Annotated in this window: 29 protein-coding genes and 1 pseudogene; 14 read left to right on the top strand and 16 right to left on the bottom strand. The window is 64.2% G+C overall.

The features are described 5' to 3' along the window. The first annotated feature begins 40 nt into the window (after positions 1-40). Positions 41-946: a S1C family serine protease gene (locus tag LB516_RS15375; RefSeq protein ID WP_023775064.1), complete on the top strand. Its 906-nt coding sequence runs from the start codon at positions 41-43 to the stop codon at positions 944-946. 22 nt (positions 947-968) lie between these two features. After that, on the top strand, positions 969-1,925 hold the full coding sequence (locus LB516_RS15370) for a LysR family transcriptional regulator (protein WP_224527197.1): 957 nt from the start codon (positions 969-971) through the stop codon (positions 1,923-1,925). A 24-nt stretch (positions 1,926-1,949) separates the two neighbouring features. Here the strand turns inward: LB516_RS15370 and LB516_RS15365 are convergent, their stop codons facing one another. Beyond that, entirely contained in the window at positions 1,950-2,678 is a 729-nt protein-coding gene (locus LB516_RS15365; RefSeq protein WP_224719882.1) for an SDR family oxidoreductase, read from the bottom strand. Between the two features lie 153 nt (positions 2,679-2,831). Continuing rightward, positions 2,832-3,287, bottom strand: coding sequence for a MarR family winged helix-turn-helix transcriptional regulator (locus LB516_RS15360; protein ID WP_224719881.1), 456 nt, complete (start codon positions 3,285-3,287; stop codon positions 2,832-2,834). 65 nt (positions 3,288-3,352) lie between these two features. Between LB516_RS15360 and LB516_RS15355 the strand changes: the two genes are divergently transcribed. After that, entirely contained in the window at positions 3,353-3,826 is a 474-nt protein-coding gene (locus LB516_RS15355; RefSeq protein WP_140617937.1) for a cupin domain-containing protein, read from the top strand. A gap of 24 nt (positions 3,827-3,850) precedes the next feature. Here the strand turns inward: LB516_RS15355 and LB516_RS15350 are convergent, their stop codons facing one another. Then, the gene (locus LB516_RS15350) at positions 3,851-4,462 is read right to left on the bottom strand and encodes a hypothetical protein (RefSeq protein WP_224719880.1); all 612 of its coding nucleotides are present in this window, start codon (positions 4,460-4,462) and stop codon (positions 3,851-3,853) included. Positions 4,463-4,720: 258 nt separating this feature from the next. On the opposite strand from LB516_RS15350, the gene LB516_RS15345 reads away from it, so the two are divergent. After that, positions 4,721-5,320, top strand: a complete 600-nt coding sequence (locus LB516_RS15345) for a YdeI/OmpD-associated family protein (RefSeq protein WP_140725121.1) — start codon at positions 4,721-4,723, stop codon at positions 5,318-5,320. Here LB516_RS15345 and LB516_RS15340 read toward each other — a convergent pair. Beyond that, the gene (locus LB516_RS15340) at positions 5,299-6,276 is read right to left on the bottom strand and encodes a LysR family transcriptional regulator (RefSeq protein ID WP_224719879.1); all 978 of its coding nucleotides are present in this window, start codon (positions 6,274-6,276) and stop codon (positions 5,299-5,301) included. The genes LB516_RS15345 and LB516_RS15340 overlap by 22 nt on opposite strands. A 125-nt stretch (positions 6,277-6,401) precedes the next feature. On the opposite strand from LB516_RS15340, the gene LB516_RS15335 reads away from it, so the two are divergent. From LB516_RS15335 to LB516_RS15320, 4 genes and pseudogenes are all read left to right on the top strand, one after another. Further along, entirely contained in the window at positions 6,402-6,881 is a 480-nt protein-coding gene (locus tag LB516_RS15335; RefSeq protein WP_015316865.1) for a carboxymuconolactone decarboxylase family protein, read from the top strand. A 55-nt stretch (positions 6,882-6,936) separates the two neighbouring features. Then, on the top strand, positions 6,937-7,689 hold the full coding sequence (locus LB516_RS15330; RefSeq protein ID WP_140788450.1) for an SDR family oxidoreductase: 753 nt from the start codon (positions 6,937-6,939) through the stop codon (positions 7,687-7,689). A gap of 43 nt (positions 7,690-7,732) precedes the next feature. Then, a complete protein-coding gene (locus LB516_RS15325) occupies positions 7,733-8,161 on the top strand; it encodes a cupin domain-containing protein (RefSeq protein ID WP_224719878.1) in 429 nt (142 codons plus the stop codon). Between the two features lie 68 nt (positions 8,162-8,229). Next, positions 8,230-8,414 (top strand): annotated as a pseudogene (locus LB516_RS15320) (hypothetical protein); the annotation flags it as partial. An 82-nt stretch (positions 8,415-8,496) separates the two neighbouring features. Here LB516_RS15320 and LB516_RS15315 read toward each other — a convergent pair. Both LB516_RS15315 and LB516_RS15310 read right to left on the bottom strand, forming a co-directional pair. Then, positions 8,497-8,985 (bottom strand): RrF2 family transcriptional regulator, encoded by a 489-nt coding sequence (locus LB516_RS15315; protein WP_015316869.1) that lies wholly within the window; start codon positions 8,983-8,985, stop codon positions 8,497-8,499. Positions 8,986-9,101: 116 nt separating this feature from the next. Further along, entirely contained in the window at positions 9,102-9,731 is a 630-nt protein-coding gene (locus tag LB516_RS15310; protein ID WP_224719877.1) for a glutathione S-transferase family protein, read from the bottom strand. A gap of 177 nt (positions 9,732-9,908) precedes the next feature. Between LB516_RS15310 and LB516_RS15305 the strand changes: the two genes are divergently transcribed. After that, positions 9,909-10,607, top strand: coding sequence for an SDR family NAD(P)-dependent oxidoreductase (locus tag LB516_RS15305; RefSeq protein ID WP_224719876.1), 699 nt, complete (start codon positions 9,909-9,911; stop codon positions 10,605-10,607). 198 nt (positions 10,608-10,805) lie between these two features. On the opposite strand, the gene LB516_RS15300 is transcribed toward LB516_RS15305, so the two are convergent. Further along, on the bottom strand, positions 10,806-11,093 hold the full coding sequence (locus LB516_RS15300) for a hypothetical protein (protein ID WP_140716425.1): 288 nt from the start codon (positions 11,091-11,093) through the stop codon (positions 10,806-10,808). Between the two features lie 155 nt (positions 11,094-11,248). Continuing rightward, positions 11,249-11,563 carry an EthD family reductase gene (locus LB516_RS15295; RefSeq protein WP_015316871.1) on the bottom strand — a complete coding sequence of 105 codons (315 nt, stop codon included), beginning with the start codon at positions 11,561-11,563 and terminating at the stop codon, positions 11,249-11,251. A gap of 276 nt (positions 11,564-11,839) precedes the next feature. Between LB516_RS15295 and LB516_RS15290 the strand changes: the two genes are divergently transcribed. Further along, positions 11,840-13,462 carry an ABC-F family ATP-binding cassette domain-containing protein gene (locus tag LB516_RS15290; RefSeq protein WP_224719875.1) on the top strand — a complete coding sequence of 541 codons (1,623 nt, stop codon included), beginning with the start codon at positions 11,840-11,842 and terminating at the stop codon, positions 13,460-13,462. 68 nt (positions 13,463-13,530) lie between these two features. Here the strand turns inward: LB516_RS15290 and LB516_RS15285 are convergent, their stop codons facing one another. Next, positions 13,531-13,971 (bottom strand): hypothetical protein, encoded by a 441-nt coding sequence (locus LB516_RS15285; protein WP_140663452.1) that lies wholly within the window; start codon positions 13,969-13,971, stop codon positions 13,531-13,533. A gap of 222 nt (positions 13,972-14,193) precedes the next feature. On the opposite strand from LB516_RS15285, the gene LB516_RS15280 reads away from it, so the two are divergent. Further along, positions 14,194-14,559 carry a hypothetical protein gene (locus LB516_RS15280; protein WP_224719960.1) on the top strand — a complete coding sequence of 122 codons (366 nt, stop codon included), beginning with the start codon at positions 14,194-14,196 and terminating at the stop codon, positions 14,557-14,559. 55 nt (positions 14,560-14,614) lie between these two features. On the opposite strand, the gene LB516_RS15275 is transcribed toward LB516_RS15280, so the two are convergent. After that, the gene (locus tag LB516_RS15275; protein WP_140663448.1) at positions 14,615-15,325 is read right to left on the bottom strand and encodes a hypothetical protein; all 711 of its coding nucleotides are present in this window, start codon (positions 15,323-15,325) and stop codon (positions 14,615-14,617) included. A 153-nt stretch (positions 15,326-15,478) separates the two neighbouring features. Continuing rightward, entirely contained in the window at positions 15,479-15,619 is a 141-nt protein-coding gene (locus tag LB516_RS15270) for a hypothetical protein (protein ID WP_224719874.1), read from the bottom strand. A 322-nt stretch (positions 15,620-15,941) separates the two neighbouring features. On the opposite strand from LB516_RS15270, the gene LB516_RS15265 reads away from it, so the two are divergent. The 3 genes from LB516_RS15265 to LB516_RS15255 all read left to right on the top strand — a co-directional run bounded on the left by LB516_RS15265 (position 15,942) and on the right by LB516_RS15255 (position 19,619). Further along, a complete protein-coding gene (locus LB516_RS15265; protein WP_015316877.1) occupies positions 15,942-16,916 on the top strand; it encodes a GlxA family transcriptional regulator in 975 nt (324 codons plus the stop codon). A gap of 130 nt (positions 16,917-17,046) precedes the next feature. Continuing rightward, a complete protein-coding gene (locus LB516_RS15260; RefSeq protein WP_224719873.1) occupies positions 17,047-18,375 on the top strand; it encodes an aspartate aminotransferase family protein in 1,329 nt (442 codons plus the stop codon). An 86-nt stretch (positions 18,376-18,461) separates the two neighbouring features. Further along, positions 18,462-19,619, top strand: a complete 1,158-nt coding sequence (locus LB516_RS15255) for an NAD(P)/FAD-dependent oxidoreductase (protein ID WP_140788466.1) — start codon at positions 18,462-18,464, stop codon at positions 19,617-19,619. A gap of 172 nt (positions 19,620-19,791) precedes the next feature. Here LB516_RS15255 and LB516_RS15250 read toward each other — a convergent pair whose 3' ends face one another. The 5 genes from LB516_RS15250 to htpG form a co-directional block, all read right to left on the bottom strand. Continuing rightward, positions 19,792-20,955, bottom strand: a complete 1,164-nt coding sequence (locus LB516_RS15250) for an ABC transporter ATP-binding protein (protein WP_224719872.1) — start codon at positions 20,953-20,955, stop codon at positions 19,792-19,794. Then, on the bottom strand, positions 20,948-22,090 hold the full coding sequence (locus LB516_RS15245; RefSeq protein ID WP_224719871.1) for an ABC transporter substrate-binding protein: 1,143 nt from the start codon (positions 22,088-22,090) through the stop codon (positions 20,948-20,950). The genes LB516_RS15250 and LB516_RS15245 overlap by 8 nt, the downstream gene beginning before the upstream one ends. Beyond that, on the bottom strand, positions 22,087-22,929 hold the full coding sequence (locus LB516_RS15240) for an ABC transporter permease (protein WP_015316882.1): 843 nt from the start codon (positions 22,927-22,929) through the stop codon (positions 22,087-22,089). The genes LB516_RS15245 and LB516_RS15240 overlap by 4 nt, the downstream gene beginning before the upstream one ends. Before the next feature lie 13 nt (positions 22,930-22,942). After that, on the bottom strand, positions 22,943-23,821 hold the full coding sequence (locus LB516_RS15235; RefSeq protein WP_224719870.1) for an ABC transporter permease: 879 nt from the start codon (positions 23,819-23,821) through the stop codon (positions 22,943-22,945). A gap of 209 nt (positions 23,822-24,030) precedes the next feature. Beyond that, positions 24,031-25,923: a molecular chaperone HtpG gene (gene htpG / locus LB516_RS15230; RefSeq protein WP_224719869.1), complete on the bottom strand. Its 1,893-nt coding sequence runs from the start codon at positions 25,921-25,923 to the stop codon at positions 24,031-24,033. Positions 25,924-26,066 lie beyond the last annotated feature (143 nt).

Here is a 26,066-nt window from a genome sequence, read left to right as displayed (position 1 = left end):
TACAACAAGCCGCCAGGCATTCGCATCGCAGGACAAAATCATGACCATCAATCCCAATCCGCGCTCCGTGGTTGCCGTGCGGGCGACCGTTCCGGAGGATGCCTTCACGGCCGGGGCCCTCGGCACGCTCAGGGAAGGCAGCGGCGTCGTCATCCGCGATGACGGGCTGGTGCTGACCATCGGCTATCTCATCACCGAGGCGGAAGAGGTCTGGCTGACCTCGCATGACGGCCGTGTCATCCCCGCGCACGCGCTGGCCTACGACCAGGAATCAGGCTTTGGCCTCGTCCAGGCGCTGGCTCCGACGGGCCTGCCGGCCGTGGCGCTGGGCGATGCCGGCAAGGCCAGGATCGGCGACGCGGTGGTGCTTGCCGACGGCATCGGCCGGGCAGTCGAGGCCAAGATCGTCACCAAGCAGGAATTCGCCGGCTATTGGGAGTATCTGCTCGACGAGGCGATCTTCATCGCGCCGGCGCATCCGTCCTGGGGCGGCGCGCCCTTGTTCAGCGCCGAGGGCGCACTGCTCGGCATCGGTTCGCTGCGCCTGCAGATGAGCCGCGCCGGCGAGGTGGCCGATATCAACATGGTGGTGCCGATCGACCTGTTGCCGCCGATCCTCGACGATCTGCTGACGCGTGGCCAGGTGGCCAAGCCGCCGCGCCCGTGGCTCGGGGCGCTGTCGGCCGAAAGCGACGGTAAGGTGGTGGTGATGAGCGTGACCGAGGGCGGCCCGGCCGCCAAGGCCGGCCTGCGCGAAGGCGACGTCATCTCCGAGGTTCGCGACGGCGCGGTCGACGGGCTCGCCGATTTCTATCGCAAGCTGTGGGAAAGCGGTTCGGCCGGTGCCGAGATCCCGATGCGGGTGGTGCGCGACGGCCGCGAAACGTGGCTGCGTGTGAAATCCGCCGACCGCGGCAGTTTCCTGAAAAAGCCGCAGCTGCAGTAGGCCGGGCGATTTCGGCCAGCCGATGCATCCAAGACTGCTCAAGACCTTCCTCGCGGTGGCGCGCTGCCGTACCGTCACGCGCGCCGCCGAGACGGTTCATCTCGCCCAGTCGAGTGTGAGCGACCAGGTCCAGTCGCTGGAGGCCGAGCTTGGCGCTGTCTTGTTCACGCGCTCGAAGTCGGGCCTGGAACTGACGCCGGCGGGACTGGTGTTGAAGCCTATCGCCGAGGAATTGCTGCGGCTCGATGCCGAAGCGCGGGCGGCGGTGCTCGCTGTGGCGGGACAGACCAGCGGAGCGCTGACCATCGGCGCGCTGGAGACGATCGCCTCGGCCCGGCTGGCGCCCTGGCTGCCGGGGTTCCAGGCCAGTTATCCTGATATCGCCGTGCGCATGAAAGTGACTGATAGCGGCGCGCTGCTGCGCCTGCTGGAGGAGGGCGACATCGATGTCGCCTTCTGTTTCGAGCGCCGCGATATGTCCAACGGCGGCGCCAATCAGCGCTTCGCCAGGCGCACGATTTTGGCCGAACCGCTGGCGCTGGTCACCGCGCCGGGGCAGAAGCCGGTTCCGTGCGACCTGGCCGCCCTTGCCGCGCTGCGCTTCGTGGCAACGGAGCCTGGATGCATCTACCGGCACATGTTCGACACCGCCTTTGCCGAGGCGGGCACTGGTACGCCTGAACTTGCCGCCGAAGTCGGCAGCATCGGTGCCATTGCCCGGCTGGTGGCGGCCGGCGCGGGGCTGGGCCTCATTCCACGTCTGGCGGTCAGCGACGCGCTCAAGCGTCGTGAGCTGATCGAACTGCCTTGGCCTGGCCCGGAACAGGCGGCGCCGCTGACGATGATCTGGCGGCGTCGGCGCGTCCAGCCGCCGGCATTGCGCCGACTGCTCGCCGCCGCGCGCGACATGCAGGCGCCGGCATCCTCGAAAGCCAGTTCAGACGCTGAATCCTCAAGCCGCTCCAAGGCCCTGCTTTAACAGCATTTCGCAGAGCCGTCCGTTTTAGACGAGACGATGTCCGCCCTCGACGTGGAGCGTCGTGCCGGTGGCAAAGCCATTGCCGATGAGGAAGGCGATCGCGTCGGCGATGTCCTCGGGCTGGCCGATCCTGCCGACCGGCAGCCGCTCGGCCATCGCCGCAAGCATGTCTGCCTTCCTGTCGCCCGCCACTTGCGCCCAAATTTCGGTATCGACCCAGCCGGGTGACACCGCGTTGACGCGGAGCGGCGCGAGTTCTATGGCCAACGCCCGCACCAGCCCTTCGAGCGCGGCATTGACGGCGGCGACGACCGAGCCGCGCGCGGCCGGCCGGTAGGCGGCGATGCCGGAGACGAAGGTCATCGATCCAGCCACTGCCAGCCGTGGCGCACCATGCTTGGCAAGCAGCAGCGGGCCGAAGAGCTTGCTGTCGACCACGCGTTGCGCCGCCTCGAGGTCGAGCTCCGGCAGCAGCCGGTAGGCGCCTTCGATGTCGGCGGCGGTGCTGACGATATGGTCGAGGCCGCCGATCCCGGCGAACAACGCCCCGACCTGGTCTTCCCGCGTAATGTCGACAGTGGCCATCCCCAGCCCTGCGGGATTGCCCAGCGCCTCACGCGCCTGCCGCAGCCTGTTCTCGCCGCGCCCGGCGATGATGACTTCGGCCCCGGCTGCCAGGCAGCGCCTTGCAAGCGCGAGGCCCATGCCGGATCCGCCGCCGACGATCAGGATTCTCTGGTTCGAAATGCTCATTCCGCTCTGCCTTCGTTGGTTGGACAAGGGCAGGGAATTGGCAGCTCGATGCGGTGAGGGGAAACGGAAGAAACCGATGGTGCTATCGGAGATGCCGATTGGTCCGACGCCGTGCGGTTTGGAAACCCGATTGCCTCGATGGCCGGAGCTTGGTCAACGGGCCAGCGGGCTATCCCAGACTGCGAACAAGAGCGCCTTAAGTTCGGCGAAGCGCTTCGGCCCAAGTTCGGTGCGCCAGTCCACCTCGATGTCGCGCAATATGTCGACCATTTTCCAGAAAGCGGCGTGGCCGCGCTCGGTGGACCGCACCACGCGCGCGCTGCCTTCGCCGTCGGAGCGGACGAGATAACCGTAGCCTTCCAGACTGGTGAGCAGCTGGTTGATGGCCTGCTTGCTCATGCCGGCACGCTCGGCGATCGTGCCGGGCCGCGCGCCGTCCGGGCCGGGAAACTGCAGCACGGCCATATGCGGCAGACGCAGTTCGTCGAAGCCGGCGGCATTGAGCTCCCTGATCAGCCGGCGCTGGATCGCCTGGGCTGGCACGCGCAGCAGGGCGCCGATCAAAAGGTCCTCGGTCTTGGTCTGCAGAACTTCGGTGGAGGTGGCCATTGACGATCCGGTAAATTGAATTTACTGATAGCTAGTAAATGTAATTTACCGGAGGGGTTTGCGCAATGTCATCCATGAATCCTGGGGTCAACCCAGCCGATGAAACCATCGGCACCAAGGGGCTGTCGGTCCGTTTCCTGGTGTCGGGCGAAAATTCGAACGGCAGCGTCGCCGCTTTCGAACTGATGGTGCCAAGCGCGCAGCGCTTGCCCGCGCCGGCGCACAGCCACGACCATTACGAGGAAACGATCTACGGCATTGACGGGGTTTTGACCTGGACCGTGAACGGCAAGCCGATCGAGGTTGGGCCGGGGGAGGCGCTGTGCATTCCACGCGGCGCCGTCCACCGCTTCGACAATAACGGCACCCGGGATGCCAAGACGCTGTGCGTCATCACGCCGGCGGCAATTGGTCCGGACTATTTCCGCGAGGCATTCGGTCTGCTTAACGCCGCTGCCGGCGGGCCGCCCGACAAAGCTGCCATGATGGAGATCATGCGCCGCCATGGCCTGACGCCGGCAATGCCGCCACCGGCCTGATGCCGGCCGAAGCCCAGCGAGCCATTATTCCTGGCAAGCAGCGAAGGCGTCGCCCGAGTTCCAGTCCCGGAATGCGATGGTCTTGCCTTCCGCCGACACGGTCTTGTGCTTCGTGCTGCCGTCCGGCTGCTGCTTCGAGCTGGTGCCCTTGCCGGTCAGCACATTGTAGTCACAGGCGCTGGCGGCATTCTCCTGCAGGTAATCATCGGAATCGTAGGCGAAGCCGGCAACGATGAAGGCGCCGTTGCGGTAGGCGACGGTCAGCGTCTGGTTGGTGCGCTCGCTGCCGATCTCCGGCGCCGGCAGATGGAATTTGATCGACCCGTTGGGCAGCATTGTCAGCTCCGGCTCGGCGTCGGAGTTTTCGTAGCCCGGCCGGTCGTAGCCGTTCCACTCGCCACCGATCTGTTCGCGCACGATCTCGACAGGCTTGAGGTAATTGTGCTCCTTGTCCCCGAGGAAGAAATGGATGTCCATCGGGTCGGTCGGGCCGGTCTCGACCACCATGGCAAGGTCGGGAGCGCCGTCGCCGTTGAAGTCGCCGGTCAGCGCGGTGATGATCTTGCGGGTTTCGATCGGTTCGGCCAGCGCCACGCCCGGCAGCAACAAGGCAAGGCCGAAGAGCAGAGATTTCATTGCGGCATATCCCCCCGCGTGGCATTTGTGGTCCTATAGCACGGTGGGGAAGCGTCGTGCTCCTCCATCTGGTCGGGCGCGCTTCAGCCGCAACGCGGCAATCCATGGTGTGTTTCCAACTTCATGACAGCGTCTCCACTGCTGACGGGAATTGGGTGTGATGCCATGATGCCGGGCCGCAGGATGACGGAGGCAAGATGACGGAGGCAAGATGACAGGGGCCCCAGCGACAACAATTCTGAACCGGCAGGCCCGCTGATGGCTCCGGTCAAGGTCGATCCCGAAAAGGTCAGGGAATTTCCCGACGCGGCCAGTTTCCATACCTGGCTCGGCCAGCACCACGCCACGGAAACCGAAGTGTGGATCAAGGTTCACAAGGTAGGCTCGGGACTGAAGTCGATCACACCGAAGGAAGCCATCGACGTCGCGCTGTGCTTCGGCTGGATCGACGCCGTGCGCAAGGGGCTGGACGAGAACAGTTTCCTGCAGCGCTACACGCCGCGCGGCAAAAAAAGCATCTGGAGCAAGATCAACATCGACAATGTCGCGCGGCTCATCGAGGAGGGCCGCATGACCGAGCACGGGCTGAAACAGGTCGAGGCGGCCAAGGCCGACGGGCGCTGGGCACGTGCCTATGGCAGCGGCAAGGAAATGAAAATCCCCGATGATTTGCAAGCGGCGATCGATGCCGAGCCGGCGGCCAAGGCGATGTTGGAAAAGCTCAGCGCGCAGAACCGCTTCTCGCTCGCCTTCCGCACCCACAACATGAAGACCGAAGCCGGGCGCAAGAAGAAGATCGAAGCCTTCGTGGCGATGCTGAAGCGCGGCGAGACGATCTATCCGCAGGGAAAGAAATAGGAGCCTTCAGACGCGGTAGTGTGGGTCAAGGGTCCGGGAATTGTCCGCACGGGCGCCGACGACGCCATCAAGACATCGCCGCGGACGGCCTGGATAAGAAAGTCGAGCACCGTTGTCACACGCAGCGGGATATTCCGGCGGGACGGGTAGACGACATTGATCGGCAGGCGCGTCGGCGGAAAATTCGGCATCAGCTTGACCAGCCTGCCCGCTTCGATGTCCGATCCGGCGAGGATGTGGGAAAGCACCGCAAGCCCGGCTCCCGCCAGGGTCGCGCGATGGACGGCCATCGAATTGTTGGCGACGAGGCGGGGCTCAATCCGCAGAACCACTTCCTCCGCTCCGCTGGAGAACGACCACGACCGGCCGTCCCCGCCACGGCTGTAGCAAATGCAGGAGTGATCCTTGATGTCTTGCGGCGTTCGCGGTGTGTCGCGTCCCTCGATGTAGGCTGGCGAGGCCACGAGAAAGGCTGTTGTCCAGCCGATCCGGCGGCAGATCAGGCTGCTGTCACAGACCGGCCCGAGGCGTACCTCTAGATCGATCGCATTCGCGACCACGTCCGACGGTTCATCCCGAAGGAGCAGTTCGACCTGAAGTGCCGGATGGCGCTCCAACAGCCCTGCCAGACGGTCGCTGAGGAAGAAGCCGAGGGGCGTCGGCAGGCTGAGCCTAACCTTTCCGGATATGGCTGCCGCTTCGGCGCCGCTGGCTTCGCCGAGCGCTTCGACCGCTTCGATGACGCGCAGCGCCATCGGCAGCATCCGTTCACCCTCCGCCGTCAAGGCGAGCGCGCTCGTCGTGCGATGCAGGAGGCGCGTCTTGAGATGCGATTCCAGCGCGGAGACCTGCCGGGATACAGCCGGCTGCGTCAGATTGAGGTCGATGGCGGCCGCTGAGAAGGATTTTGTCTGCGCCACCCGCAGGAACGTTCGCAACGCCGATACGACGTCCATCCTCGCCCTCATACTTTTCGACATAAGCCTTATGTTCGCATCGTAGGCGGGTGGCGCTTTACTGTCCAGTCATTATGGATATTAATTGTCCTTAAGGACACAAGATATCCAAAAAAGGAAAAGCCATGACGCAGCGCCTGAACGCCGCCCAGCAATCGCCTGAACTCTTCAAGAAGCTCCTCGATTTCAGCATGGCCGAGACACATGGCGCGATCGAAGAGAAGCTCCGCGATCTGGTCCACGTCAGGGCATCCCAGATCAATGGCTGCGCCTTCTGCCTCGACATGCACGTCAAGGAAGCAAAGATCCACGGCGAGAGCGAGCTGCGGCTGTACCATCTCGCCGTCTGGCGCGAATCGATCCTATTCATTCCCCGAGAACGTGCCGCCCTTGCCTGGACCGAAGCCGTCACCAAACTCCCCGAAGGCGGTATCCCGGACGAGCTCTATGAACGCGTGCGCGGGCAGCTTTCGGAGAAGGAAATCTCCGACCTCACCTTCTCGATCATGGCCATCAACGCCTGGAACCGTGTCAGCGTCGCCTTCAAGACCGTGCCCGGCTCCGCGGACAAGCTCTATGGCCTCGACAAGGCCGGCCTGAACTGACCTCTCCCTCAACGAAACCAGCAACGACGCGGCGCGACCGCGAACGGAGACTATCATGAAAATCGTCATCATCGGGGGCACCGGGCTTATCGGCTCCAAGACGGTCGAACGGCTGCGCAAGCAGGGCTGCGAGGTGGTTGCCGCCGCCCCGAATACCGGCGTCAACACCATCACGGGCGAAGGCCTGGAGGCGGCGCTGGCTGGCGCCGAGGTCGTCATCGACCTCGCCAATTCACCTTCGTTCGAGGACCAGCCCGCCATGGATTTCTTCACCACTTCGGGCCGCAACCTGCTCGCCGCGGGCAAAGTTGCCGGGGTCAGGCACCACATCGCGCTCTCGGTTGTCGGGACCGAACGCCTGCAGGACTGCGGCTATTTTCGCGCCAAGCTCGTCCAGGAAGAGCTGATCAAGGCCTCCGGCATCCCCTACACCATCGTTCATTCGACGCAGTTCATGGAATTCCTGGCCAGCATCGCCAAGTCCGGCACGGTCGGCGAGGCCGTGCACCTGTCGCCGGCCTATGTGCAGCCTATCGCATCGGACGACGTCGCCGATGCGATGGCCGGGATCGCGCTCGGCGCGCCGATCAACGGCATGATCGAGATTTCCGGTCCGGAGCGTGCGCGCATGAGCGAACTCGTCGCCCGCTACCTCAAGGCTGTCGGCGATCCCCGCGAGGTCGTGGCTGATCCGGAGGCGCTCTACTTCGGCGCGAGGCTGAACGACACTTCGCTCGTCTCCGACAACAATCCGCGCCTTGGCCGCATCACCTTCGAACAATGGTTCGCCACCGCGGCGCGGAAATGACCGGCAGGATGCGCCGTAGCTCAACACACAAAGGAGTTTTCGAATGATCAAGTCAATCGCCATCGCGCTCGCCCTGACGGCGGCACTGGCCGGCCCGGTTGGAGCCAAGGAGACCCATCGCGCCGGCGAGAAGGCCGCCAAGGTCACCCTCGTCTATGAGCATGAACTGCCGAATGCCCCCGGCAAGAGCATCAAGGGCATCCTCGTCGAATATGGCCCGGGCGGCTATTCGGAGGCGCATACGCATCCAAGCTCCGCCTTCATCTATGCCACCGTTCTGGAAGGCTCCATCCGCAGCCAGGTCAACGACGACCCGGTCAAGGTCTACAAGGCCGGCGAGAGCTTTTCGGAGATGCCGGGTGATCGCCACAGTGTTAGCGAAAACGGCAGCGAGACGAAGCCCGCGAAGCTGCTGGCGGTGTTCGTGGTCGATAGCGCCCAGAAGGAATTGACCTATCCGGCCAAGAAATAGGGGCGCAAGGCCGGTCGCCCTTCCTCGCGTCCGGCCCTGCCGCCAGCCAAAATACTGTCGGTGAGCCCATGTTCGGCGATCATCATTTCCTGGCTCTGGTCTTGATCAACCTTCTCGGGCTTGCCGGCATCGTGTCTGGTATTTCCAGGGCCGTGGGCGTCCCATGGCACGCCTGAGGCCGCGAGAAGCGCGCCTGCTCCAGGACCTGGTGGTCGCCGCCATCTATCTCGGCGTGGCGCTGTCGATAACGGGTGCCCGGAACGATGCGGGCATGACTAGCCGCCTGCATGCCGGCGACGGGAGACCGGCCGCCCGCGACGGTCATGCGGCCACGTTCATCCGGCGCGCTCTAGCACCCATTCGAAGCTGTTTTTCCAAAGCTCCGCGGGGATGTCGAGCGCCAACGCTTCGGTGAGGTCGGAAAGCCTGACGGCGCGCAATTTTGCGCGCCAGGCCTCATCGGCCTCCCACATGATGCGCGCCACCGGGCAAGGATTGCTTTCGCAATAGCCCTGGGGACGACACGGATTGTTCTCGCGGATATTGTTGCAGACAAACGTCCGCGCCTTGCCCTCAACCGCCTCCACGATGTCGAGGAAGGTCAGCTCTGCCGGCGTCCGCGCCAACCGGTATCCACCCGACGGCCCCAGCGTCGTGTGCACCAGTCCCGCCTGCGACAGGCTTTGCAGTGCCTTGGAGAGATATTCCTTGGGAAGGCCGTGGAACTCGGCAAGCGCTTTTGTGGAGAGATACCGCCCCTCGGGCAGACCGGCGAGAATGGCGCAGCAGTGCAGTGCCCATTCGACTTGGCTTTTCAGGATCATCCACGGGTTCCCGGGTCGGTACCGACCGACTTATTAAGGATAAAAAGTATCCCTATTCCACCGTGGTGTAAACAGAGACGGATTCTGGCGGGAGCCAGATCCGTCAGCACATGCGCTCAGGCTCCGGAATGCGGATCGATACCGTAGGGATGGACGGGGTAGCCGGGTCCGATGGCATCGCGCACGCGGTCCGTCCATGCGGCGAACGCTGGATAGTCAGGCAGCGAAAAGCCGCAATCCCCGGCGCGATGGCTGTAGGCATAGACGGCGATGTCGGCGACGGTGAAGTCGCTGCCGGCGAGGAACGGCGTCTCGCCGAGGCTGCGGTCCAGGGCGGCGAGCGTACGGGCTGCGGCTTCGCGTTTTCCGGCAACCATGGCCTGGTTGCGCTCGAGCCGTCCCGTCAAGGTCCAGAAGCGCAGCGAGCCGATGACGGGCTCGATATTGTACTGTTCGAAGAACAGCCATTGCATGACCTTGGCACGCCGATAGCGGTCCGACGGCAGGAAGGACGTGCCTTCGGCGAGGTAGGTGAGGATCGCATTGGATTCAGCAATGGCGCTGCCGTCTTGGAGTTGAAGTACGGGAACAGCGCCTGCCGGGTTGAGCGCCAGGAAGGCGTCGGTATGGCTCTCGCCCTCGAAAATCGAGACGGGATGACTGTCGTAGGGAATCTCAAGCAATCCGAGCAGGACCCGGACCTTCCAGCCGTTCTGCGATGGCAGATAATCGTCGAGCGTGAGCATGACCGGTCCTCATGATGGATCAACGATCGCATGGCGCAGCGCCGGCCGACACCCGATTCCTGCGCAAACCAATCCATGCAATCGATCGCACAATGACTGCGATCTCCGCCGCCTAATAAATCAATTCCCTCCGTGCCATCTTCGCTTCGATGATCGGCAGCCACAAAGGCATGACAGATGAACACCCATTCCGACAAAGTCGCCCTCGTCACAGGCGCCAATCGCGGCATCGGTCAGGAAACCGGCCGGCAATTGGCCAAGCTCGGCTTCACCGTACTGCTCGGCGTGCGCGATATCGCCAAGGGCGAGGCGGCGGCCAAGGCGCTCGATGGCCATGTCGAGGTCATCGCGCTCGATGTCGCCGCGCCTGACGCGGCTCAGACGGCAGCCGAAGAGGTGCAGCGGCGGTTCGGCCGGCTCGACGTGCTGATCAACAATGCCGCCCTCCATTACGACACCGGCTCGCGCGCCTCGCGGCCCGACTGGACCGTCATCCGCGAGGCGTTCGAGACCAACGTCTTCGGCGCCTGGCGGGCGGCCGCCGCCTTCGCGCCGCTGCTCGGGGCGGGCGGCCATGGCCGACTGGTCAATGGGTCGTCCGAAGGCGGTTCGCTAGCCTCGATGGGGGCGGGGACGCCGGCCTATTCGACCTCGAAGGCGACGCTCAACGCGCTGACGCGCGTGCTGGCGGCGGAGCTGCGCGGCTCCGGCGTGCTGGTCAATGCCGTCTGCCCTGGCTGGGTCGCCACCGACATGGGAGGACCGGGCGGACGCCCGGTCGCGCAAGGGGCGGCCGGCATCGTCTGGGCCGCGACCTTGCCGGACGACGGCCCGACCGGCGGCTTTTTTCGCGATGGCGAGAGATTGCCGTGGTGACGGCAGGACTGCCGTGGTGATGGCGTGCAGAATTCCTCGACCGCGTTCTACCCGGATTCCACCCAGATCCGTCATCAGGACTTTGCCGCCATCCAGCAAGGGCAAGACATGCTGCGCGAGGGCGGACCGCTCGCGGCATTGCCCGCGGGAAAAAGCCGCCCTTTTTCGTGACGGGTCTTCAAGGGTGGTGACTGCTCGTCACTGGTTGAGGTCGACCGGTGTCACACCGAGGAGCTTCAGGGCGTTGGCGTAGGTCCGGATGCCTTGCGCCTGCTTGCTCTCGGCACAGAACCGGTTCGCCTTGTCCTGCAGTGCCGTTGCCTGCGCGATCTGGCTCGCACTGGCACCGGGCCTGGCCCTGGTCTGGATGGCGCCGTCGAGTTGAAGACCGAGCCGGCTGCAATATTCGCTTCGGGTGACCGCCGCCTCCGCACCCGACTGTGCGACCGCGAGCATGGCCAGCGAAATGCCTGCGAGGGCACTCATCCATCCGGTCGAATGTCGTTGCATCGCGGGCAGCATCCCTTTGCATTGGTGGCGACCGCTGCCCGGTTGCCACGAGCATGTTATGCCCGACGATGTTTTCCTCAGTTTTTCCCGGATGTTGAATCTTGTTTCTGGAGTGTTTCTGGCGGTCGGGATCACACCTCGTCGGCGTCGAACAACAGCATCGTCAGATCGTCGTCGCCCGGAGCCAGTATCCGCCGGTCGGCGGCGCAGGCGACGCCGACTTCCGAGGCGAAGGCGGCGCGGATGTCGTCGAGGCTGTCGAAATACAATGTTCCCACCAGATAAGGCATCTCGCCCGCCGAGAGCTTGACGATGGGCCGCCTGCTGACATCATAGCGCCGCAGCCCGGGAAGCTTCTTGGCAAGTGGTATGTGCACGTCGAAATAGTGGCGGTCGAAGGCGGCCGGATCGGCCGGGGTTTTGTAGATCACGAGCATCTTGGCCATTGCCATGGTCCTGTCCTGTTGGCGTTTCTGGTCTGGCCGTGCAGGCCACCGCGTCAAAGTCGTTCGACAAGGGCGGATTTCGACCGCCCGCCGATTTTTCATGGACGCCGGCAGGCAGGAGCAGCCATGCAAACAGCGGATTTCCCCCAGCCGAGGAGATCGGCGCCTCGTGCTCCGCCAGGCATCTGCGGCGCTTCTGCCTCTTCCCCTGGCATCTTCATTCGCGTAAGGGCGCGGGCAAATCCTCCAATCTCCTTTGAGCCTCCCCGGATCACCATGATCAGACTTGAAAACATCGGCAAACAGAACGGCCGTCAGCTTGTCTTCATCGAGGCGTCGGCCACGCTGCAGAAGGGCGAGAAGATCGGCCTCGTCGGGCCGAACGGCGCCGGCAAGACGACCTTGTTTCGCATGATCACCGGCCAGGAGCAGCCTGACGAGGGCCAGGTGCAGGTCGATTGTGGCGTCACCATCGGCTATTTCAGCCAGGATGTCGGCGACATGGCCGGCCACAGCGCGGTCGCGGAAGTGATGAACGGTGCTGGGCCGGTGAGCGACGTGGCGGCCGAAATGGCGGAACTCGAGGCTGCGATGGCCGACCCCGACCAGGCCGACCGGATGGATGAGATCATCGAAAAGTATGGCGAGGCGCAGCATCGCTTCGAGGAACTCGACGGTTATGCGCTGGACGGGCGTGCCCGCGAGGTGCTGGACGGTCTGGGCTTCAGCCAGGAGATGATGGACGGCGACGTCGGCAAACTCTCGGGCGGCTGGAAGATGCGCGTGGCGCTGGCCCGCATCCTGCTGATGCGGCCCGACGCCATGCTGCTCGACGAACCGTCGAACCATCTCGACCTGGAAAGCCTGATCTGGCTGGAGCAGTTCCTGAAAGGCTATGACGGCGCGCTGCTGATGACCTCGCACGACCGCGAGTTCATGAACCGCATCGTCAACAAGATCGTCGAGATCGATGCGGGATCGCTCACCGCCTATTCCGGCAATTACGAATTCTACCAGCAGCAGCGGGCGATCGCCGACAAGCAGCAGCAGGCTCAGTTCGAACGTCAGCAGGCGATGCTGGCCAAGGAGATCGCCTTCATCGAGCGCTTCAAGGCGCGTGCCTCGCATGCCGCGCAGGTGCAGAGCCGGGTGAAGAAGCTAGACAAAATCGACCGCGTCGAGCCGCCAAAGCGCCGCCAGGTGGTGAATTTCGAGTTCCAGCCGGCGCCGCGCTGCGGCGAGGACGTCGTCACCTTGAAGAACGTGCACAAGGCCTATGGCAGCCGCACCATCTATGAAGGGCTCGACTTCCAGGTCCGCCGCCGCGAGCGTTGGTGCATCATGGGCGTCAATGGCGCGGGAAAATCGACGCTGCTGAAGCTGGTGGCCGGCGCTTCCGATCCCGATACCGGCACGGTGGCGCGGGGACCGAGTGTGAAAATGGGCTATTTCGCCCAGCACGCCATGGAGTTGCTCGAAGGCGAGCGCACCGTGTTCCAGACGCTGGAGGATAATTTTCCGCAGGCCGGCCAGGCGCCGCTTCGGGCACTTGCCGGCTGTTTCGGCTTTTCCGGCGACGAGATCGAGAAGAAATGCCGGGTGCTGTCAGGCGGCGAGAAGGCGCGGCTGGTGATGGCGCTGATGCTGTTCGACCCGCCCAACCTCCTGGTGCTGGACGAACCGACCAACCATCTGGACATCACCACCAAGCAGATGCTGATTGAGGCGTTGTCGCAGTATGAAGGCACGATGCTGTTCGTCTCGCACGACCGGCATTTCCTGGCCGCGCTGTCGAACCGCGTGCTCGAACTGACGCCGGAAGGCATCCACACCTATGGTGGCGGCTATACGGAATATGTCGAGCGCACTGGACAGGAAGCGCCGGGGTTGAGGAGCTGATTTCCAGTTTCAAAATGTGCGCCGGAGCGCGTCGCACGGTCATGGCGACGCGCTTCACGCCACGAGGCTTATCTCAGCGAGATGGCGAGCCCGCTCAGATCGGCGTTGACCTGCAGGCCAACCTGTCGGCCCGTGAGTTCAAGCTGGGCGCCCTTGTCGTTGGTCATCACGATCACCTGGGCGCCTTTGCCGAGCGTGCCGCCGCCGCCGGCGGCGCCGTACACGCCAGTCACGTCCCGGACGCGCTTGATGTGGCGCACGGTGCCCTGGAAATAAGTCTTGGAGACGCCGAAGGCGAGGCCGCCCGAGACGCCGCCGATCGAGATCGGGTATTTGCGGCCATGAAAAGTCAGCGTGCCCTCGCCACCGGAGCCTCCGACAAAGAAGGCCGCTTTGTAGACGGAGAAGCGGATTTTACCACTGTCGGCATGCGCGGCGCTGGCCAGGCTGACGCCCGCAGCGGCGATCGCGGCAATGGCGATTGAACGAAATCCGGACGAAATAGTCATGATGGGAACTCCTGAAGATGTCCGCCTTGCCCGCCGGCAAGAATGTCAGCGTCGTATCAAGTTACAACTGAACAGTCTCGCCCATCATTGGTTCCCAGCCGCGGTCCAAATCTGGCGACGGGCGGGCCCCAGGAAACGAGGCCGGCTCTCTGGTCGCAACGCTTCCCTTGTGAGATGAAGGCGTCCATGTACTCTCCACGGTGGTTGGCAAAGGGCTTCTGGATGAAAATTGCGGTGGGGCTTGCAACGTCCGCATTGGCCGCGACGATGGCCGGATGCGCGACCTCTCCAGTCGATTACGGAGCCTCTCTTTCGCAGCAGGACCAGAAATGGGCGTCGCCGCAATGCCAGCAAGCTCGAGCGGCGGCTTCGGACTACGCGGTCCGCGAAAAAACGCATCCGGGTTGGGAATTCGTCGCACTTGGCCCGTATGGATTGGGGATCATAGCAGCCACCAAGGAGCACGAGCAGAAGCAGCGAAAGCTGCTCGCCCGCGACGTCCATCTGCAATGTTCGAGCCTTCCCCTGCCCAAGGAGTTGCAAGGCGATCTCGGCGCTGCCGGCCCCGGTAAGGCGCAATATCCGTAGACGAGTGGGGCGCGAGCGCGACCCTCGCCGGAAAAATCGCTTTCCTGGGGTTGCTCTACCGCAGCAATCCTTCCGCCTCGAACGTGTCCCAGCCCTCGAGCTTGGGCGCGTCGTCTTTTCCCGAATTCCTGGTCTTGCGGGCGTTGCCCGTCCGCTTGCCTGCTCGCGTCAGCGCGGCCTTGCCGGCTCCGCGCCTCCTGTTTTCGGATGTTTCCCGCGCATCCTCCTCCCGCCAGGCGGTCGCCAGGTCACGATCAAGAACGTCCTCGATGTGGCGTGGATCGAAGACATGGAAGGTCACGGCCTTGGATCGCCCGCGCATCTTCACGGTGCGCGTGCCGATGCTTTTCAGGCGACCGTCCCTGAGCCACCTGTGCCGCTCGCGCGACGAGATGGTGAGAATGTCCTCCGCTTCTCGCGGAAGCACGGCCAGCGCTTCGATCCCCTCCAGCGTCCTGGAGATGGTCGCCGAGGCGGCCCGGAACGCATCCGCGTCGGCCTGCAGCATGCGCAAGACGATGCGGCCGGTCTCGGCCTTGGCAAATTTCCTCACTGTCCAGGGCAGCCTGGCCCGTACTTCGCGTTCGATCCCTTTCAGGCGCAAGGAGGAGCCAAGCGTCGCCGACGGCGGCAGCGGCCATTCGGCAACCATTGACGCGGTGCTCGCGCCTTGCTCGGCCCTCCGGTCAGGGGTGGTCGCAATCGCCGCTGCGATGCCACCTAGGACCTTCCGCAGGGAACCGCGCCGCTTGGCTGCAGGTTTCATATTTTATCTTCGCTCGTCAGGTGCCTGCCGTGCAACGATCGTTCGCACAACAGACAACCGAAATCAGGCTCGATCAGTTCCCCTGGCATGGGACCCGGCGGGTGTTCGGCTTCATCGGCGGGGCAGTTGGATTCGCCGCCCGATGGACACGCTTCATTCGGGTTCGCCAAACCACCGCGCCGCGGCCTTGGCAACTCCCTCGAGGTCCGGATCAGCGTCGGTGGCCCAGCGGCCGCCACCGCAGCCAATAAGCCAGCGCGCGCGAAGTGTCTCGCCGCCGGCGCGGACGGTCATGTGCTGATCCGACTTGCTCGAAGTCCTCGACGCCGAGGCCGCGCCTGATCTCGGCGCTGATCGCGCTTGCCCGCGCGGCGAGAAGGGTTGCGATCGCCTTCATGTCGGACGCGACGGGCGCTTGAGCAGCGTCCGATGTTCGTCGCGGGGATCTCGTGCACGAAGCCGAAGACCAGAACTTTCCCGGCGAAAGGAATTCGCTGGCGAAAGGAGTTGGGCTTGCCAAACCAACTCTGCCTTTTCCGACACGGGCTATATAAGGGGTGGCGAGTGATGCGCAACAGGGTGCAATCAGAGGGCACGAGGACGGTTCCGAACAACAATGGCCAGGCGTTTTGCGTTTCTCCTCGTTCGCGACTTCACGCTGTCGCCGCTATCGTTGTTCATCGACACGCTGCGGCTGGCGGGCGATGAGGGCGACCGCAGCCGCAGGATAGAGTTCGACTGGGAGATCGTCGGCGAACGCGGCCTGCCGATCCGGGCAAGTTGCGGCGTCGAATTGCTGCCGACCGGGGGGATCGGCAACCCCGAGGATTTCGATAACGTGGTCGTGGTCGGCGGCCTGCTCGACACAAACCGCAGCCTGAGTTCCGAGAAGGAGGCGTTTCTTTTGCGTGCCGCCGGCAAGGGAGTGCCGCTGACGGCGCTCTGCACGGGAAGCTTCGTGCTGGCGCGCTACGGGTTGCTCGACGGCTACAGCGCTGCCGTCAGCTGGTTCCACATCAAGGATTTCCGCAGCCGGTTCCCGGAGGTCAACGCCCATGCCGACAGCCTTTTTACCGTCGACCGGGGCCGCGCGACATGCGCGGGCGGCACGGGTGCCGCCGACCTCGCGGGCCATTTCGTGTCCCAGTTCATCGGCCAGAAGGCGGCCGAGAAGGCCGCCAAGATCCTGGTGCTCGACCGGATCAGGAGCAGCCGCGACGTGCAGCCCGTCGGCGACCTGTTTCCGGCGGCGTCGAGCCGGGCGGTGAAGCGGGCCTTGCTGTTGATGGAGAGCAACCTGCAGGAGACGCTGTCGGTGGCCGAGATCGCAAGCCGCCTGAACTGCTCGCGGCGCCAGCTCGAACGGCTCTTCGGGTTGGAACTGGGAATCGGCCCGATGGCGGCATATCTGGCGCTCAGGGTGCATCATGCGAAGTCGCTGCTGGAAGGCAGCGACTTGCAGATCGGCGACATCGCCTACCGCTGCGGCTTCACCAATGCCGGCCATTTCAGCCGTGTGTTCCGCCAGCAGACCGGCATCACGCCAACCCACCTCAGGCATCCGAACCGGGCAGTGGCGGCGGGAGGATAATGGTCGGTGACGGCCTGGTCGTGTCGCATACTCCGCCTGGCCGATTGCGTCGGTGCAGAAGCTGGCCATAGCATTGCGACGAGCGGCGGTGCCGCCGCCGCCTTGACGGTCAAATTCGCCAGCGAGAGCCATGCCGCATTATCCCGACGCCATGCCTGGATCAAAGAGCCTCTTCGAGCGCGCCAAGGAGGTGATGCCGGGCGGCAATACGCGCACCACCGTCTTTGTCGATCCGTTTCCGATCTATGCCGCGCGAGGCGAGGGGTGCAGGGTCTGGGATGTCGACGGCAACGTCTACTATGACTGCATCAACAATTTCACCTCGATGATCCATGGCTACACGCATCCCGATGTCGCTGCCGCCGTGGTCGAGCAACTGCCGTTCGGCACGGCCTTCGGCGCCCCGACGCTCAGCGAGATCGAGCTTGCCGAGGTTCTCGTCGACCGGCTGCCCTCCGTCGACCGGATCCGCTTCACCAACTCCGGCACGGAGGGGGTGATGATGGCCATCAAGGCCGCGCGCGCCTTCACCGGGCGGCCGAAGATCGTCAAGATCGAAGGCGCCTACCATGGGTCGTATGATTTCGCCGAGGTGAGCCTGGACAGTTCCCCGTCCAATTGGGGCGACATGCCAAGATCGACGCCTTACGCAATGGGAACGCCGCGCGGGGTGCTGGACGATGTGATTGCCGTGCCCTTCAACGATGTCGAGGCGCTTCGCGCCGTCTTCGCCGCCCAGGGCGACAGCATAGCAGGCGTGCTGATCGATCCGATGCCCAATCGTGCCGGCCTCATCCCGGCACGCCGGGACTATCTGCACGCAATGGTCGAGATTGCCCGCGCGGCCGGGACCCTGATTGTCTTCGACGAAGTCATCTCGTTTCGCCTTGGCTGGTCGGGCGCGCAGGGGTTGTGGGGCATCGAGCCCGACCTGACCGCGCTCGGAAAGATCATCGGCGGCGGCTTCCCCGTGGGCGCCGTTGGCGGGCGCGCCGATGTCATGGCGGTGTTCGATCCGACCAGGGGCAAGCCCGCTCTTCCCCATGGCGGCACGTTCACCGCCAATCCGGTGACCATGCGGGCCGGGCTCGCCTCGATGCGGGCGCTGACGAAGGAGAGCTTTGCCCATCTCGATACACTGGGCGCATTCCTGCGCGAAGGGGTGTCCGCCTCGTTCGACAGGCATGGCCTTGCCGGCCAATGCGTGGGCCTCGGTTCGCTGTTCAAGGTTCATTTTACCTCGCATCCGGTTACCGACTATAGATCCGTCTATCCGGGCCAGGCCGAGCACCGGAGGTTCGATACATTCCACAAGGGCTTGCTCAGCCGCGGCGTCCTGTCTGCCAGCTACGGCCTGTTCGCGCTCTCGACGCCAATGACACAGGCGGACGCGCGCAGCATTCTGCATGCGATCGACGACACCCTGGGCGAGATCGCAGCGCAGCGTGGATCAGGATGACGTTTGGTCGATTCGCCTCCCTATCTCTTTGTCGAAGCATGAGCTCTGGAACATCGGGGATCATGCCTGAAAGCAGGTGACCCTATATGACAGCTTCCTTCCATGTCGTGGTGATCGGTGCGGGCACGCTGGGCCTATGCACGGCGCTCACCCTCCTCGAACAGGGCGCGCGCGTGACGGTGCTGGAAGCGCAGTCGATCGCTTCAGGCTCGAGCGGCAGGTCGGTCGGCGTTGTCGGGTCGCAATTTACCGATCCGTTCGAGATCATGCTTCGCGTTCAATCGTTCCGCCGGTTTCGCCAGTGGGAGGGGCAGGGGCTTCAATTCAACCACATCGGTTATCTTCGGCTCGCGCGCACGCCCGCGCAGATGGAGCTGTTCGCGAAATCAGTCGAGATTCAGGGCGGGGCCGGCCTGAAGTCGCGCCTGATCCGCGCGAACGAACTCAGGGACCTTGTTCCCCACCTCAGCCCCGACGGGCTCGAAGGCGGTTTGTTCGGACCCGACAACGGCTTTCTCGATCCCTATGACATGTGCAATTTCCTGGCGCGGATCGTCCGCGAAAAGGCCGGCGACATCCGCCAGTACCGCAAGGTGCTCGGGGTGGGAAGGCGGCCAGGCGGCTACAGGCTGGAGACCAATGGCGATCCGGTCGAATGCGATGCCGTGGTCAACGCAGGCGGCGCCTGGGCGCCGCGGGTCGCCGAGCTCTTCGGCCAGCGCCTGCACATATGGCCCGAGCGCCATGAGGCGGTCGTCATCCATCTGGACAGGCCGCTCGACTATACGATGCCGATGGTCATGGACCTCGTGGACGGCGAGGGCAGCGGCCTTAATTTCCGCCACGACAAGCCAGGCGCGCTGATTGCCGAGATCCACAAGGTGACGTCCATCGCTCCCGAGGATCCGGACAATTACAACGACCAGTGCGAGGAGCAATCGAAGGTCCACCTGGCCGAACTGCTGCTGGAACGGCTGCCCGATCTGCCGGGCGCGCGGCTTGGCCGTGGCTGGGCCGGCCTTTATCCTGTCACGGCCGATCATCGGCCGCTCGTCGGACCGATCGATGCCTCGGAACCGGCATTGGTCACCGCCGCCGGCGCCGGAGGCTATGGCATCCAGCTGGCGCCGGTGATCGGGCAGATCGCGGCGGATTGGGTTCTTCAAGGCGCGCCGGCTTCAGTGCCCGGAGCCGGGAGCCTTGCACCCACGGCCGAGCGCAACATCCGCAAAGTCGATCACTGACCGGTGCGAGTTGAAACCAGACCGGCGCTGCCGGAATTGCGGAAACAAGCGTTTAGAGCCCCGATGGGGATCTGCAGACCCCACGCCTTCAGGCGGCTGGGATCTGGGCTGTTGCGCGAGACGGCACGGGCGCGTCAAATGGTGGCTGAACCGCACCAAGCGCCCGCGACCTTCAGGAAATCCGCTTCCCGGCCCCGTCCAGCAGCACGCAGCCGTCCGGGGCAAAACCCAACTCGATCGTCTCGCCTTCGCGAAGCACGCGGCCAGTGATCGGTGTATTGGCGCGGAGGCTGGTCTTGCCGCCGATGTCGATCTCGTAGATCGCGCTGCCGCCCAGATAGGAGGCCGAGATCACGCGGCCGGACAGCCGATTGGCGCTCGTTCCAGCACCGACCGAAAATTTCTGCGGCCGCACCACGACGGTGACCTTGCTGCCGTCGGCAAGCGGCCTTGGACAAGCCACGCTGACCGTCTGGCTGGTGCCAAGCACCACCGTTACCGTTCCTTGGCCGGACCGGCTCACGGTCCCTGCAAGCATGTTGGCCTTGCCGAGGAAGTCGGCGACGAAGGCTGTCGCCGGCGCCTCGTAGACCTCCTCCGGAGTGCCGATCTGCTCCACCGCGCCCGCGTTCATCACCACGATACGATCCGACATGGAAAGGGCTTCTTCCTGGTCGTGCGTGACGAAGATGGCGGTGATGCCGGTTTCCTTCTGGATCTTCTTGATCTCGACGCGCATCTCCTCGCGCATGTTGGCGTCCAGCGCCGACAACGGCTCATCCAGCAGCAGCACCTGCGGCTCGAAGACGATGGCGCGGGCAAGCGCGATGCGCTGCTGCTGCCCGCCCGACAGTTGCGACGGCAGCTTCTTCTCGCTGCCCGGCAGCCGTACCATCTCGAGCGCCTTGCCGACCTTGCGCACGATCTCGGGCTTCGGCACGTTGCGGTACTTCAGCCCGAAGGCGACGTTATCGAACACGTTCTTGTGCGGGAACAGCGCGTAGCTCTGGAAGACCAGCCCGATGTTGCGCTTGTAGATCGGAACGTCGTCGACCCTCCGCCCGTCGATCATGATCTGGCCGCCCGAAATGTCGACCAGGCCGGCGATGGAGCGCAGGATCGTGGTCTTGCCGCAACCCGAGGGCCCGAGCAGGGTGACGAAGCTGCCCTTGCGGATCGACAGCGAGAAATCGCGCACCGCGACGAACTTGCCGTAGGCGATGTCGATGTCGCGGAACTCGACCGCCGGGCTGTTCGCCTCGGCGGCCGCGCTCGCGCCGGCTGCCCCGGCCCGGACAGGCCGGGGATGGAGTGTCGTGTCCTGGCTGTCAGGCACCCTTCGAGATCCTGTTCCACTGCTTGGTCCAGGCGTCCTCGTTGGTCGCCCAGTAGGTCGGATCGGCAAAGGTCAGCGACTTCATCGTGCCCGTCTTGTCGAATGCCGGCAGCTTCTCGATCTTCTCGGTCAGCTTGACCTTGTTAGGATCGAGCGACGGCGGATAGCTCTGGCCTTCGGCCACCGCGATCGAGGTCGCCGGGTCGAGCATGAAGTTGATGAGTTCCTCGCATTCGGCCATGGGCGAACCCTTCAGGATCAGCATGTCCTCCATCCAGGCGTAGGAGCCGGCCGGATCGAGATAGCCGATAGGATGGCCCTGGTCCTGCAGCGCGGCGACGCGGCCCGACCAGGCATCGGTCACCACGATCTCACCCTTGGAAAGCAGGTCCATCAGCTCCGCGCCGGAACTCCAGAACTTCTTGGCGAGGTCGCGCGTTTCGCGCACCTTGGCCCAGATGGCGTCCATGTCCTTGAGGTTGTTGGGGTCCTGCCCGGTGGCGATCGCCGCATACCAGACGCGCGTCGTCATGTCGGAATAGCCGCCGACCTTGCCGGCATATTTCTTGTCGAGCAGGAGCCCGGCGCCCTTCTCCTTGGCTTCCTCCGGCGAGATCACCTTGGTGTTGTAGGCGATGCCGGTCGTGCCGTAGTCGTAGGGCACGGCGGAGAGCTTCGGCGTCAGCTTGCGGAATGGCTCGATCATCGGCTGCAGCACGTTCGCCATGTTGGGAATGTTGGCCTCGTTGATTTCCGAGGTCAGGCCGGCGTTCACGTATTTGATGTAGTAGTTGACGCCGGAGGAATGGATGACCTGGTAGTCGCCGGGCTTGGCGGTCTTGATCTTGGTGATGATCTCGTCCTCGTCGCCGAACGTGCCCTGGACCACCTTGATCTTGGTCTTGGTCGTGTAGGGCTGGAAGGCGAACTTGTCGATCGCATCCTGCACCGTGCCGCCCCAACCGTCGAAGCGAACCTCCTGGACCGCGGCGAGCGCCCGGCCCATCCAGGGCATGGAAAGGCCCGCCGATGCTGCCGCGGCTGCGGTCAGCGTCAGGAACGTGCGGCGGCTCAGGTCGCCATTGGCGTATCGATCGTGCAGCCGTTCCAGCCGCTTGGTGGTGGTGAGTTTCATTGTATTTCCTCCTTTGGTTCGCCACGTCTTCTCAGTTTTGTCAGGCTTTGCAGGATCAGGCCACCGATCAGCGGGATGCCGACGGTCACCAGGATCATCACGGTGCCGAGCGCGTTGATCTCCGGGCTGATCGAAATCTTGAGCATGGAAAGGATCTGGGTCGGCATGGTCTCGACGCCGGCCGGCCGCCAGAACAGGCTGGCCGAGGTGTTGTCGAACGAAATGGTGAAGGCGAGCAGGGCGCCGCCGACAACGGCCGGGATGAGCAGCGGCAGCGTGATCTCGCGGAAGGACGAGAAGCGAGAGGCGCCAAGCGACAGTGCGGCCTCCTCGTAGACGCGCCGGATGCCGATCATGCGCGCCTGGGCGATCAGCACCACATAGGGCACGGCGAGCAGGATATGGCCAAGCACCAGGAGCAGCATGGTCCTCGGCTGGTCGATGGCCTTGATCAGCACCAGCAGGCCGACGCCGAGGATGGTTTCCGGCACCAATGCCGGCAGGATCACCAGCGTGCTCAGCGCCTGCTTGCCGCGAAATTCGAAGCGGACCAAGGCAAACGCCGTGGTGACGCCGATGGCGGTGGTGACGATGGCGGTGACCAATGCGATCCACAAGGATGTTCGAAAGGCAGCCAGCACCGCCTCGTTGGCCATCAGCTTGCCGTACCATTGCAGGCTGAAGCCGGTCATCGGGAAGCCGCCGAACATCGAGGCGTTGAACGACAGGACCACCGTCGCCACGATCGGCGCGAACATGAAGACGTAGACGCAGACCGTGACAAAGCCGGTCAGCCGCCAGGCCCATCTCCCTTCCTGCCTGCGCCGTGTTCCCCTCATCCTGCAAGCCCCGTCATCCGCCAAGCCCTTTGACGATCTGCGACATGCCCATGTAGCGCGTGTAGACGGCGGCGAAGAAGCCGAGCACGATGAACAGCACGATCGAAAGCGTGGCTCCCATCGGCCAGTTCAATTCGCCCATGATGGTGTCGTAGATCAGGTTGCCGAACAGAGCGTCGCGGCCCGAGCCGAGAAGCTGCGGCGTCACATAGCTGCCGGCGGCCAGCACGAAGCAAAGCAGCAGGCCCGCCGCCAGGCCGGGCAGCGACAGCGGCAGCGTGACCTCCCGGAACGCCTGCGCACTCGTGCAGCCCATCGAGCGGGCCGCCGAAATCAACGTGCGATCAATGCTCTCCAGGCTGACATAGACGTTGAGGATCATGTAGGGCAGCAGGAAGTGCAGCATGCCCAGGATGACCGCGCCTTCGTTGTAGAGCATCTGCAGCGGCTCATGGATGATGCCCATTTTGAGCAGCGCGACGTTGATGACGCCCTGTTCCCCCAGGATGTTGATCCAGGAAAAGGTGCGGATGGTGAAGCTGATCCAGAACGGCACGATCAGCAAAAGCAGCAGCAGCCATTTGTGCTTGAAGGTCGTGGCCCAGATGAAATAGGCGGGGAAGTAGCCGAGCACGCCGCACAGCAGCGCCGTCATGGCTCCGACCCTCAGCGTCTTCAGGAGGAAGCCGTGATAGTAGCTGTCGGTGAGGAATTCGTGCCAGTTCGCGGTCGTCAGCGCGCTCGTTTCCACGCCGGCGGTGACAAAGGTGAAGAAGGTATAGCCGGCCATCACGGCGATCGGCAGCACCAGGAAAATAATCAGCAGCAAGAGCACCGGCGCGACCAGCATCCAGGCCAGCCGTGGATCATACAATGTCCATCGTCGTTCCATGAGCACCCGGAAGTCCGCGCCTTCTTTGAAGGCCTGTTTTGTTCCCGGGCCAAGATTGGGTGATTGGCGGCCCGATGTCTACAGTCGGCGATTGAGCCAGCGGACTTCAGCGCGTTGCCGGGTGCGAGAGATGCCGAAATTTGTCGGGAGACGGGGTCGCCACGCAACCCCGTTCGACCACACGTCGGGAACGGCTGGCCGGCGTCTCCTCAGCCCTTCGAAATACCGCGCGCGATCAGCCGGGCGAGGCGCTCCGAAAACGCCCTTGCGTCGGCCGGCTTGTCGCCGTCGAGGACGCGCGCCTCGTCGTAGAGAAGGTGGGCGGCATCCTCCTTGAAGGCTTGCTCGTCTTCGCCGAGGTTGGCGAGTGCCAGGACGCGCTCGTGGCGGGGGTTGATCTCGAGGATCGGTTTGGCCGTCTTGTCGAGGCGGCCGGCGGCGTTGAGCAGCCGCTCGAACTGCCGGTCGGGACCGTGTTCGGGCGCCACCAGGCAGACCGCGCTTTCGGTCAGGCGGTCGGAGGCCTTCACGTCCGACACGGCATCGCCAAGCGCCGCCTTGACGAAGGCCAGGAAGCCATCGACCTCGGGCGCCGCCGCCGCATCCGGCTTGTTCGCCTCGTCGAGCAGCGGGATCTCGGAAAGTTCAGCCACGCCCTGCGTCACCGACCTGAACGGCTTGCCGTCGAATTCGGGCGCCATCGACGTCCAGAAACTGTCGACCGGGTCGGTGAGCAGCAGCACCTCGATGCCGCGTGCCTTGAAACCTTCGAGCTGCGGCGAGGCTTCGAGCCGTGCACGGTCGTCGCCGGCCATGAAGAAGATCGCCTTCTGGCCTTCCTTCATCGCCGAGACGTAGTCGGCAAGGCCGCGCCAGCCTTCGCCGGAGGCGGTTGAGCGGAAGCGGGCGAGCTTCAAGAGCTGCTCGCGCCGCTCATGGTCCTCGTAGAGCCCTTCCTTGAGGACGACGCCGAAGTTTTCCCAGATCTTCGCATAGGCCTCGGTCTCGTTCTCCGCCAGCTTGGCGAGATCGCCAAGCACGCGGTTGGTCAGGCCCTTGCGGATCGCGGCAAGCAGCGGGCTTTCCTGGATCATCTCGCGCGAGACGTTGAGCGGCAGGTCGGCGGAATCGACCAGCCCGCGCATGAAGCGCAGGTAGCGCGGCAACAGATCGGCATCGTCGGTGATGAAGACGCGGCGCACATAGAGCTTCATGCGGCCCTTCCGGTCCTGGTCGAAGAGATCGAAGGGACGCGAGCCGGGCACGAAGGCCAGCACGCTATATTCCTGCCGGCCCTCGGCGCGGAAATGGATGGTGGCGGCCGGCTCGTCATACTGGCCGGAGACGCCGCGGTAGAAATCGGTGTATTCCTCGGGCTTGATCTCGCTTTTCGGCCTGACCCAAAGGGCCGTGCCGTCGGCAATGTCGCGCGCCTCGGCACCGGGCTTCTCGATGAGCGTGATCGGCACCGGCACATGGCCCGACTGCGACTTGGCCAGTTGCTCGAGCCGATAGGATCCGGTGTAGGACGCGGCGTCGTCCATCAGATGCAGCACGACGCGGGTGCCGCGTTTGGGCGCTGCTTCGAGCGGGGCGGGCGCGATCTCGTAGGAACCCTTGCCGTCGGACGACCAGCGCCAGGCTTCTTCGCTTCCCGCCAGGCGGCTGATGACGTCGACGCGGGTCGCGACCATGAAGGCGGAGTAGAAGCCGACGCCGAACTGGCCGATCAGCTGCGTGTCCTCGCTCGAATTGCCGGCGCCGACGCGCTCGATGAAAGCGCGCGTGCCCGAGCGCGCGATCGTGCCCAGCGCCTCCGTCATGTCGTCGCGGCTCATGCCGATGCCGTTGTCCTCGACGGTGATCAGCTTGCCGTCGGGATCGGCTGCAATCGAGATGCGGGGCTTCGGATCGTCGGCCAGCAATTCGGGGCGGCTGACGGCCTCGAAGCGCAGCTTCTCGCAGGCGTCGGCGGCGTTGGAAATCAGTTCGCGCAGGAAGACGTCCTTATCGGAATAGACCGAATGCACCATCATGTGCAGCAGCCGCGAAACATCCGCCTCGAATGCCTTGGTTTCCGTCGCTTTCGTGTCTGTCGTCATTCCGAGTTTCCCACGCTTTCATCCGCCCGTCGCGCCATGCGCGATCGGGACTTCCTTTCACCAATTTTCAACGGTGCTGGCAACTGCCGTCAGCAAGACCAGCGCGCCGGCAATATCGTGATGGCGTGCGGAGGCCGCAAGGG

Source organism: Mesorhizobium sp. CO1-1-7, from assembly GCF_020164885.1.
Taxonomy (GTDB): Bacteria; Pseudomonadota; Alphaproteobacteria; order Rhizobiales; family Rhizobiaceae; genus Mesorhizobium; species Mesorhizobium australicum.
This window is presented reverse-complemented; position numbering and strand designations above follow the sequence as displayed.

Excerpts from the sequence above, each read along its gene's own strand:
- LB516_RS15375 (WP_023775064.1), top strand. The coding sequence starts at position 41 with ATGACCATCAATCCCAATCCGCGCTCCGTGGTTGCCGTGCGGGCGACC.
- LB516_RS15370 (WP_224527197.1), top strand. The coding sequence starts at position 969 with ATGCATCCAAGACTGCTCAAGACCTTCCTCGCGGTGGCGCGCTGCCGT.
- LB516_RS15365 (WP_224719882.1), bottom strand. The coding sequence starts at position 2,678 with ATGAGCATTTCGAACCAGAGAATCCTGATCGTCGGCGGCGGATCCGGC.
- LB516_RS15360 (WP_224719881.1), bottom strand. The coding sequence starts at position 3,287 with ATGGCCACCTCCACCGAAGTTCTGCAGACCAAGACCGAGGACCTTTTG.
- LB516_RS15355 (WP_140617937.1), top strand. The coding sequence starts at position 3,353 with ATGTCATCCATGAATCCTGGGGTCAACCCAGCCGATGAAACCATCGGC.
- LB516_RS15350 (WP_224719880.1), bottom strand. The coding sequence starts at position 4,462 with ATGAAATCTCTGCTCTTCGGCCTTGCCTTGTTGCTGCCGGGCGTGGCG.
- LB516_RS15345 (WP_140725121.1), top strand. The coding sequence starts at position 4,721 with ATGGCTCCGGTCAAGGTCGATCCCGAAAAGGTCAGGGAATTTCCCGAC.
- LB516_RS15340 (WP_224719879.1), bottom strand. The coding sequence starts at position 6,276 with ATGGACGTCGTATCGGCGTTGCGAACGTTCCTGCGGGTGGCGCAGACA.
- LB516_RS15335 (WP_015316865.1), top strand. The coding sequence starts at position 6,402 with ATGACGCAGCGCCTGAACGCCGCCCAGCAATCGCCTGAACTCTTCAAG.
- LB516_RS15330 (WP_140788450.1), top strand. The coding sequence starts at position 6,937 with ATGAAAATCGTCATCATCGGGGGCACCGGGCTTATCGGCTCCAAGACG.
- LB516_RS15325 (WP_224719878.1), top strand. The coding sequence starts at position 7,733 with ATGATCAAGTCAATCGCCATCGCGCTCGCCCTGACGGCGGCACTGGCC.
- LB516_RS15315 (WP_015316869.1), bottom strand. The coding sequence starts at position 8,985 with ATGATCCTGAAAAGCCAAGTCGAATGGGCACTGCACTGCTGCGCCATT.
- LB516_RS15310 (WP_224719877.1), bottom strand. The coding sequence starts at position 9,731 with ATGCTCACGCTCGACGATTATCTGCCATCGCAGAACGGCTGGAAGGTC.
- LB516_RS15305 (WP_224719876.1), top strand. The coding sequence starts at position 9,909 with ATGAACACCCATTCCGACAAAGTCGCCCTCGTCACAGGCGCCAATCGC.
- LB516_RS15300 (WP_140716425.1), bottom strand. The coding sequence starts at position 11,093 with ATGAGTGCCCTCGCAGGCATTTCGCTGGCCATGCTCGCGGTCGCACAG.
- LB516_RS15295 (WP_015316871.1), bottom strand. The coding sequence starts at position 11,563 with ATGGCCAAGATGCTCGTGATCTACAAAACCCCGGCCGATCCGGCCGCC.
- LB516_RS15290 (WP_224719875.1), top strand. The coding sequence starts at position 11,840 with ATGATCAGACTTGAAAACATCGGCAAACAGAACGGCCGTCAGCTTGTC.
- LB516_RS15285 (WP_140663452.1), bottom strand. The coding sequence starts at position 13,971 with ATGACTATTTCGTCCGGATTTCGTTCAATCGCCATTGCCGCGATCGCC.
- LB516_RS15280 (WP_224719960.1), top strand. The coding sequence starts at position 14,194 with ATGAAAATTGCGGTGGGGCTTGCAACGTCCGCATTGGCCGCGACGATG.
- LB516_RS15275 (WP_140663448.1), bottom strand. The coding sequence starts at position 15,325 with ATGAAACCTGCAGCCAAGCGGCGCGGTTCCCTGCGGAAGGTCCTAGGT.
- LB516_RS15270 (WP_224719874.1), bottom strand. The coding sequence starts at position 15,619 with ATGACCGTCCGCGCCGGCGGCGAGACACTTCGCGCGCGCTGGCTTATT.
- LB516_RS15265 (WP_015316877.1), top strand. The coding sequence starts at position 15,942 with ATGGCCAGGCGTTTTGCGTTTCTCCTCGTTCGCGACTTCACGCTGTCG.
- LB516_RS15260 (WP_224719873.1), top strand. The coding sequence starts at position 17,047 with ATGCCGCATTATCCCGACGCCATGCCTGGATCAAAGAGCCTCTTCGAG.
- LB516_RS15255 (WP_140788466.1), top strand. The coding sequence starts at position 18,462 with ATGACAGCTTCCTTCCATGTCGTGGTGATCGGTGCGGGCACGCTGGGC.
- LB516_RS15245 (WP_224719871.1), bottom strand. The coding sequence starts at position 22,090 with ATGAAACTCACCACCACCAAGCGGCTGGAACGGCTGCACGATCGATAC.
- LB516_RS15240 (WP_015316882.1), bottom strand. The coding sequence starts at position 22,929 with ATGAGGGGAACACGGCGCAGGCAGGAAGGGAGATGGGCCTGGCGGCTG.
- LB516_RS15235 (WP_224719870.1), bottom strand. The coding sequence starts at position 23,821 with ATGGAACGACGATGGACATTGTATGATCCACGGCTGGCCTGGATGCTG.
- htpG (WP_224719869.1), bottom strand. The coding sequence starts at position 25,923 with ATGACGACAGACACGAAAGCGACGGAAACCAAGGCATTCGAGGCGGAT.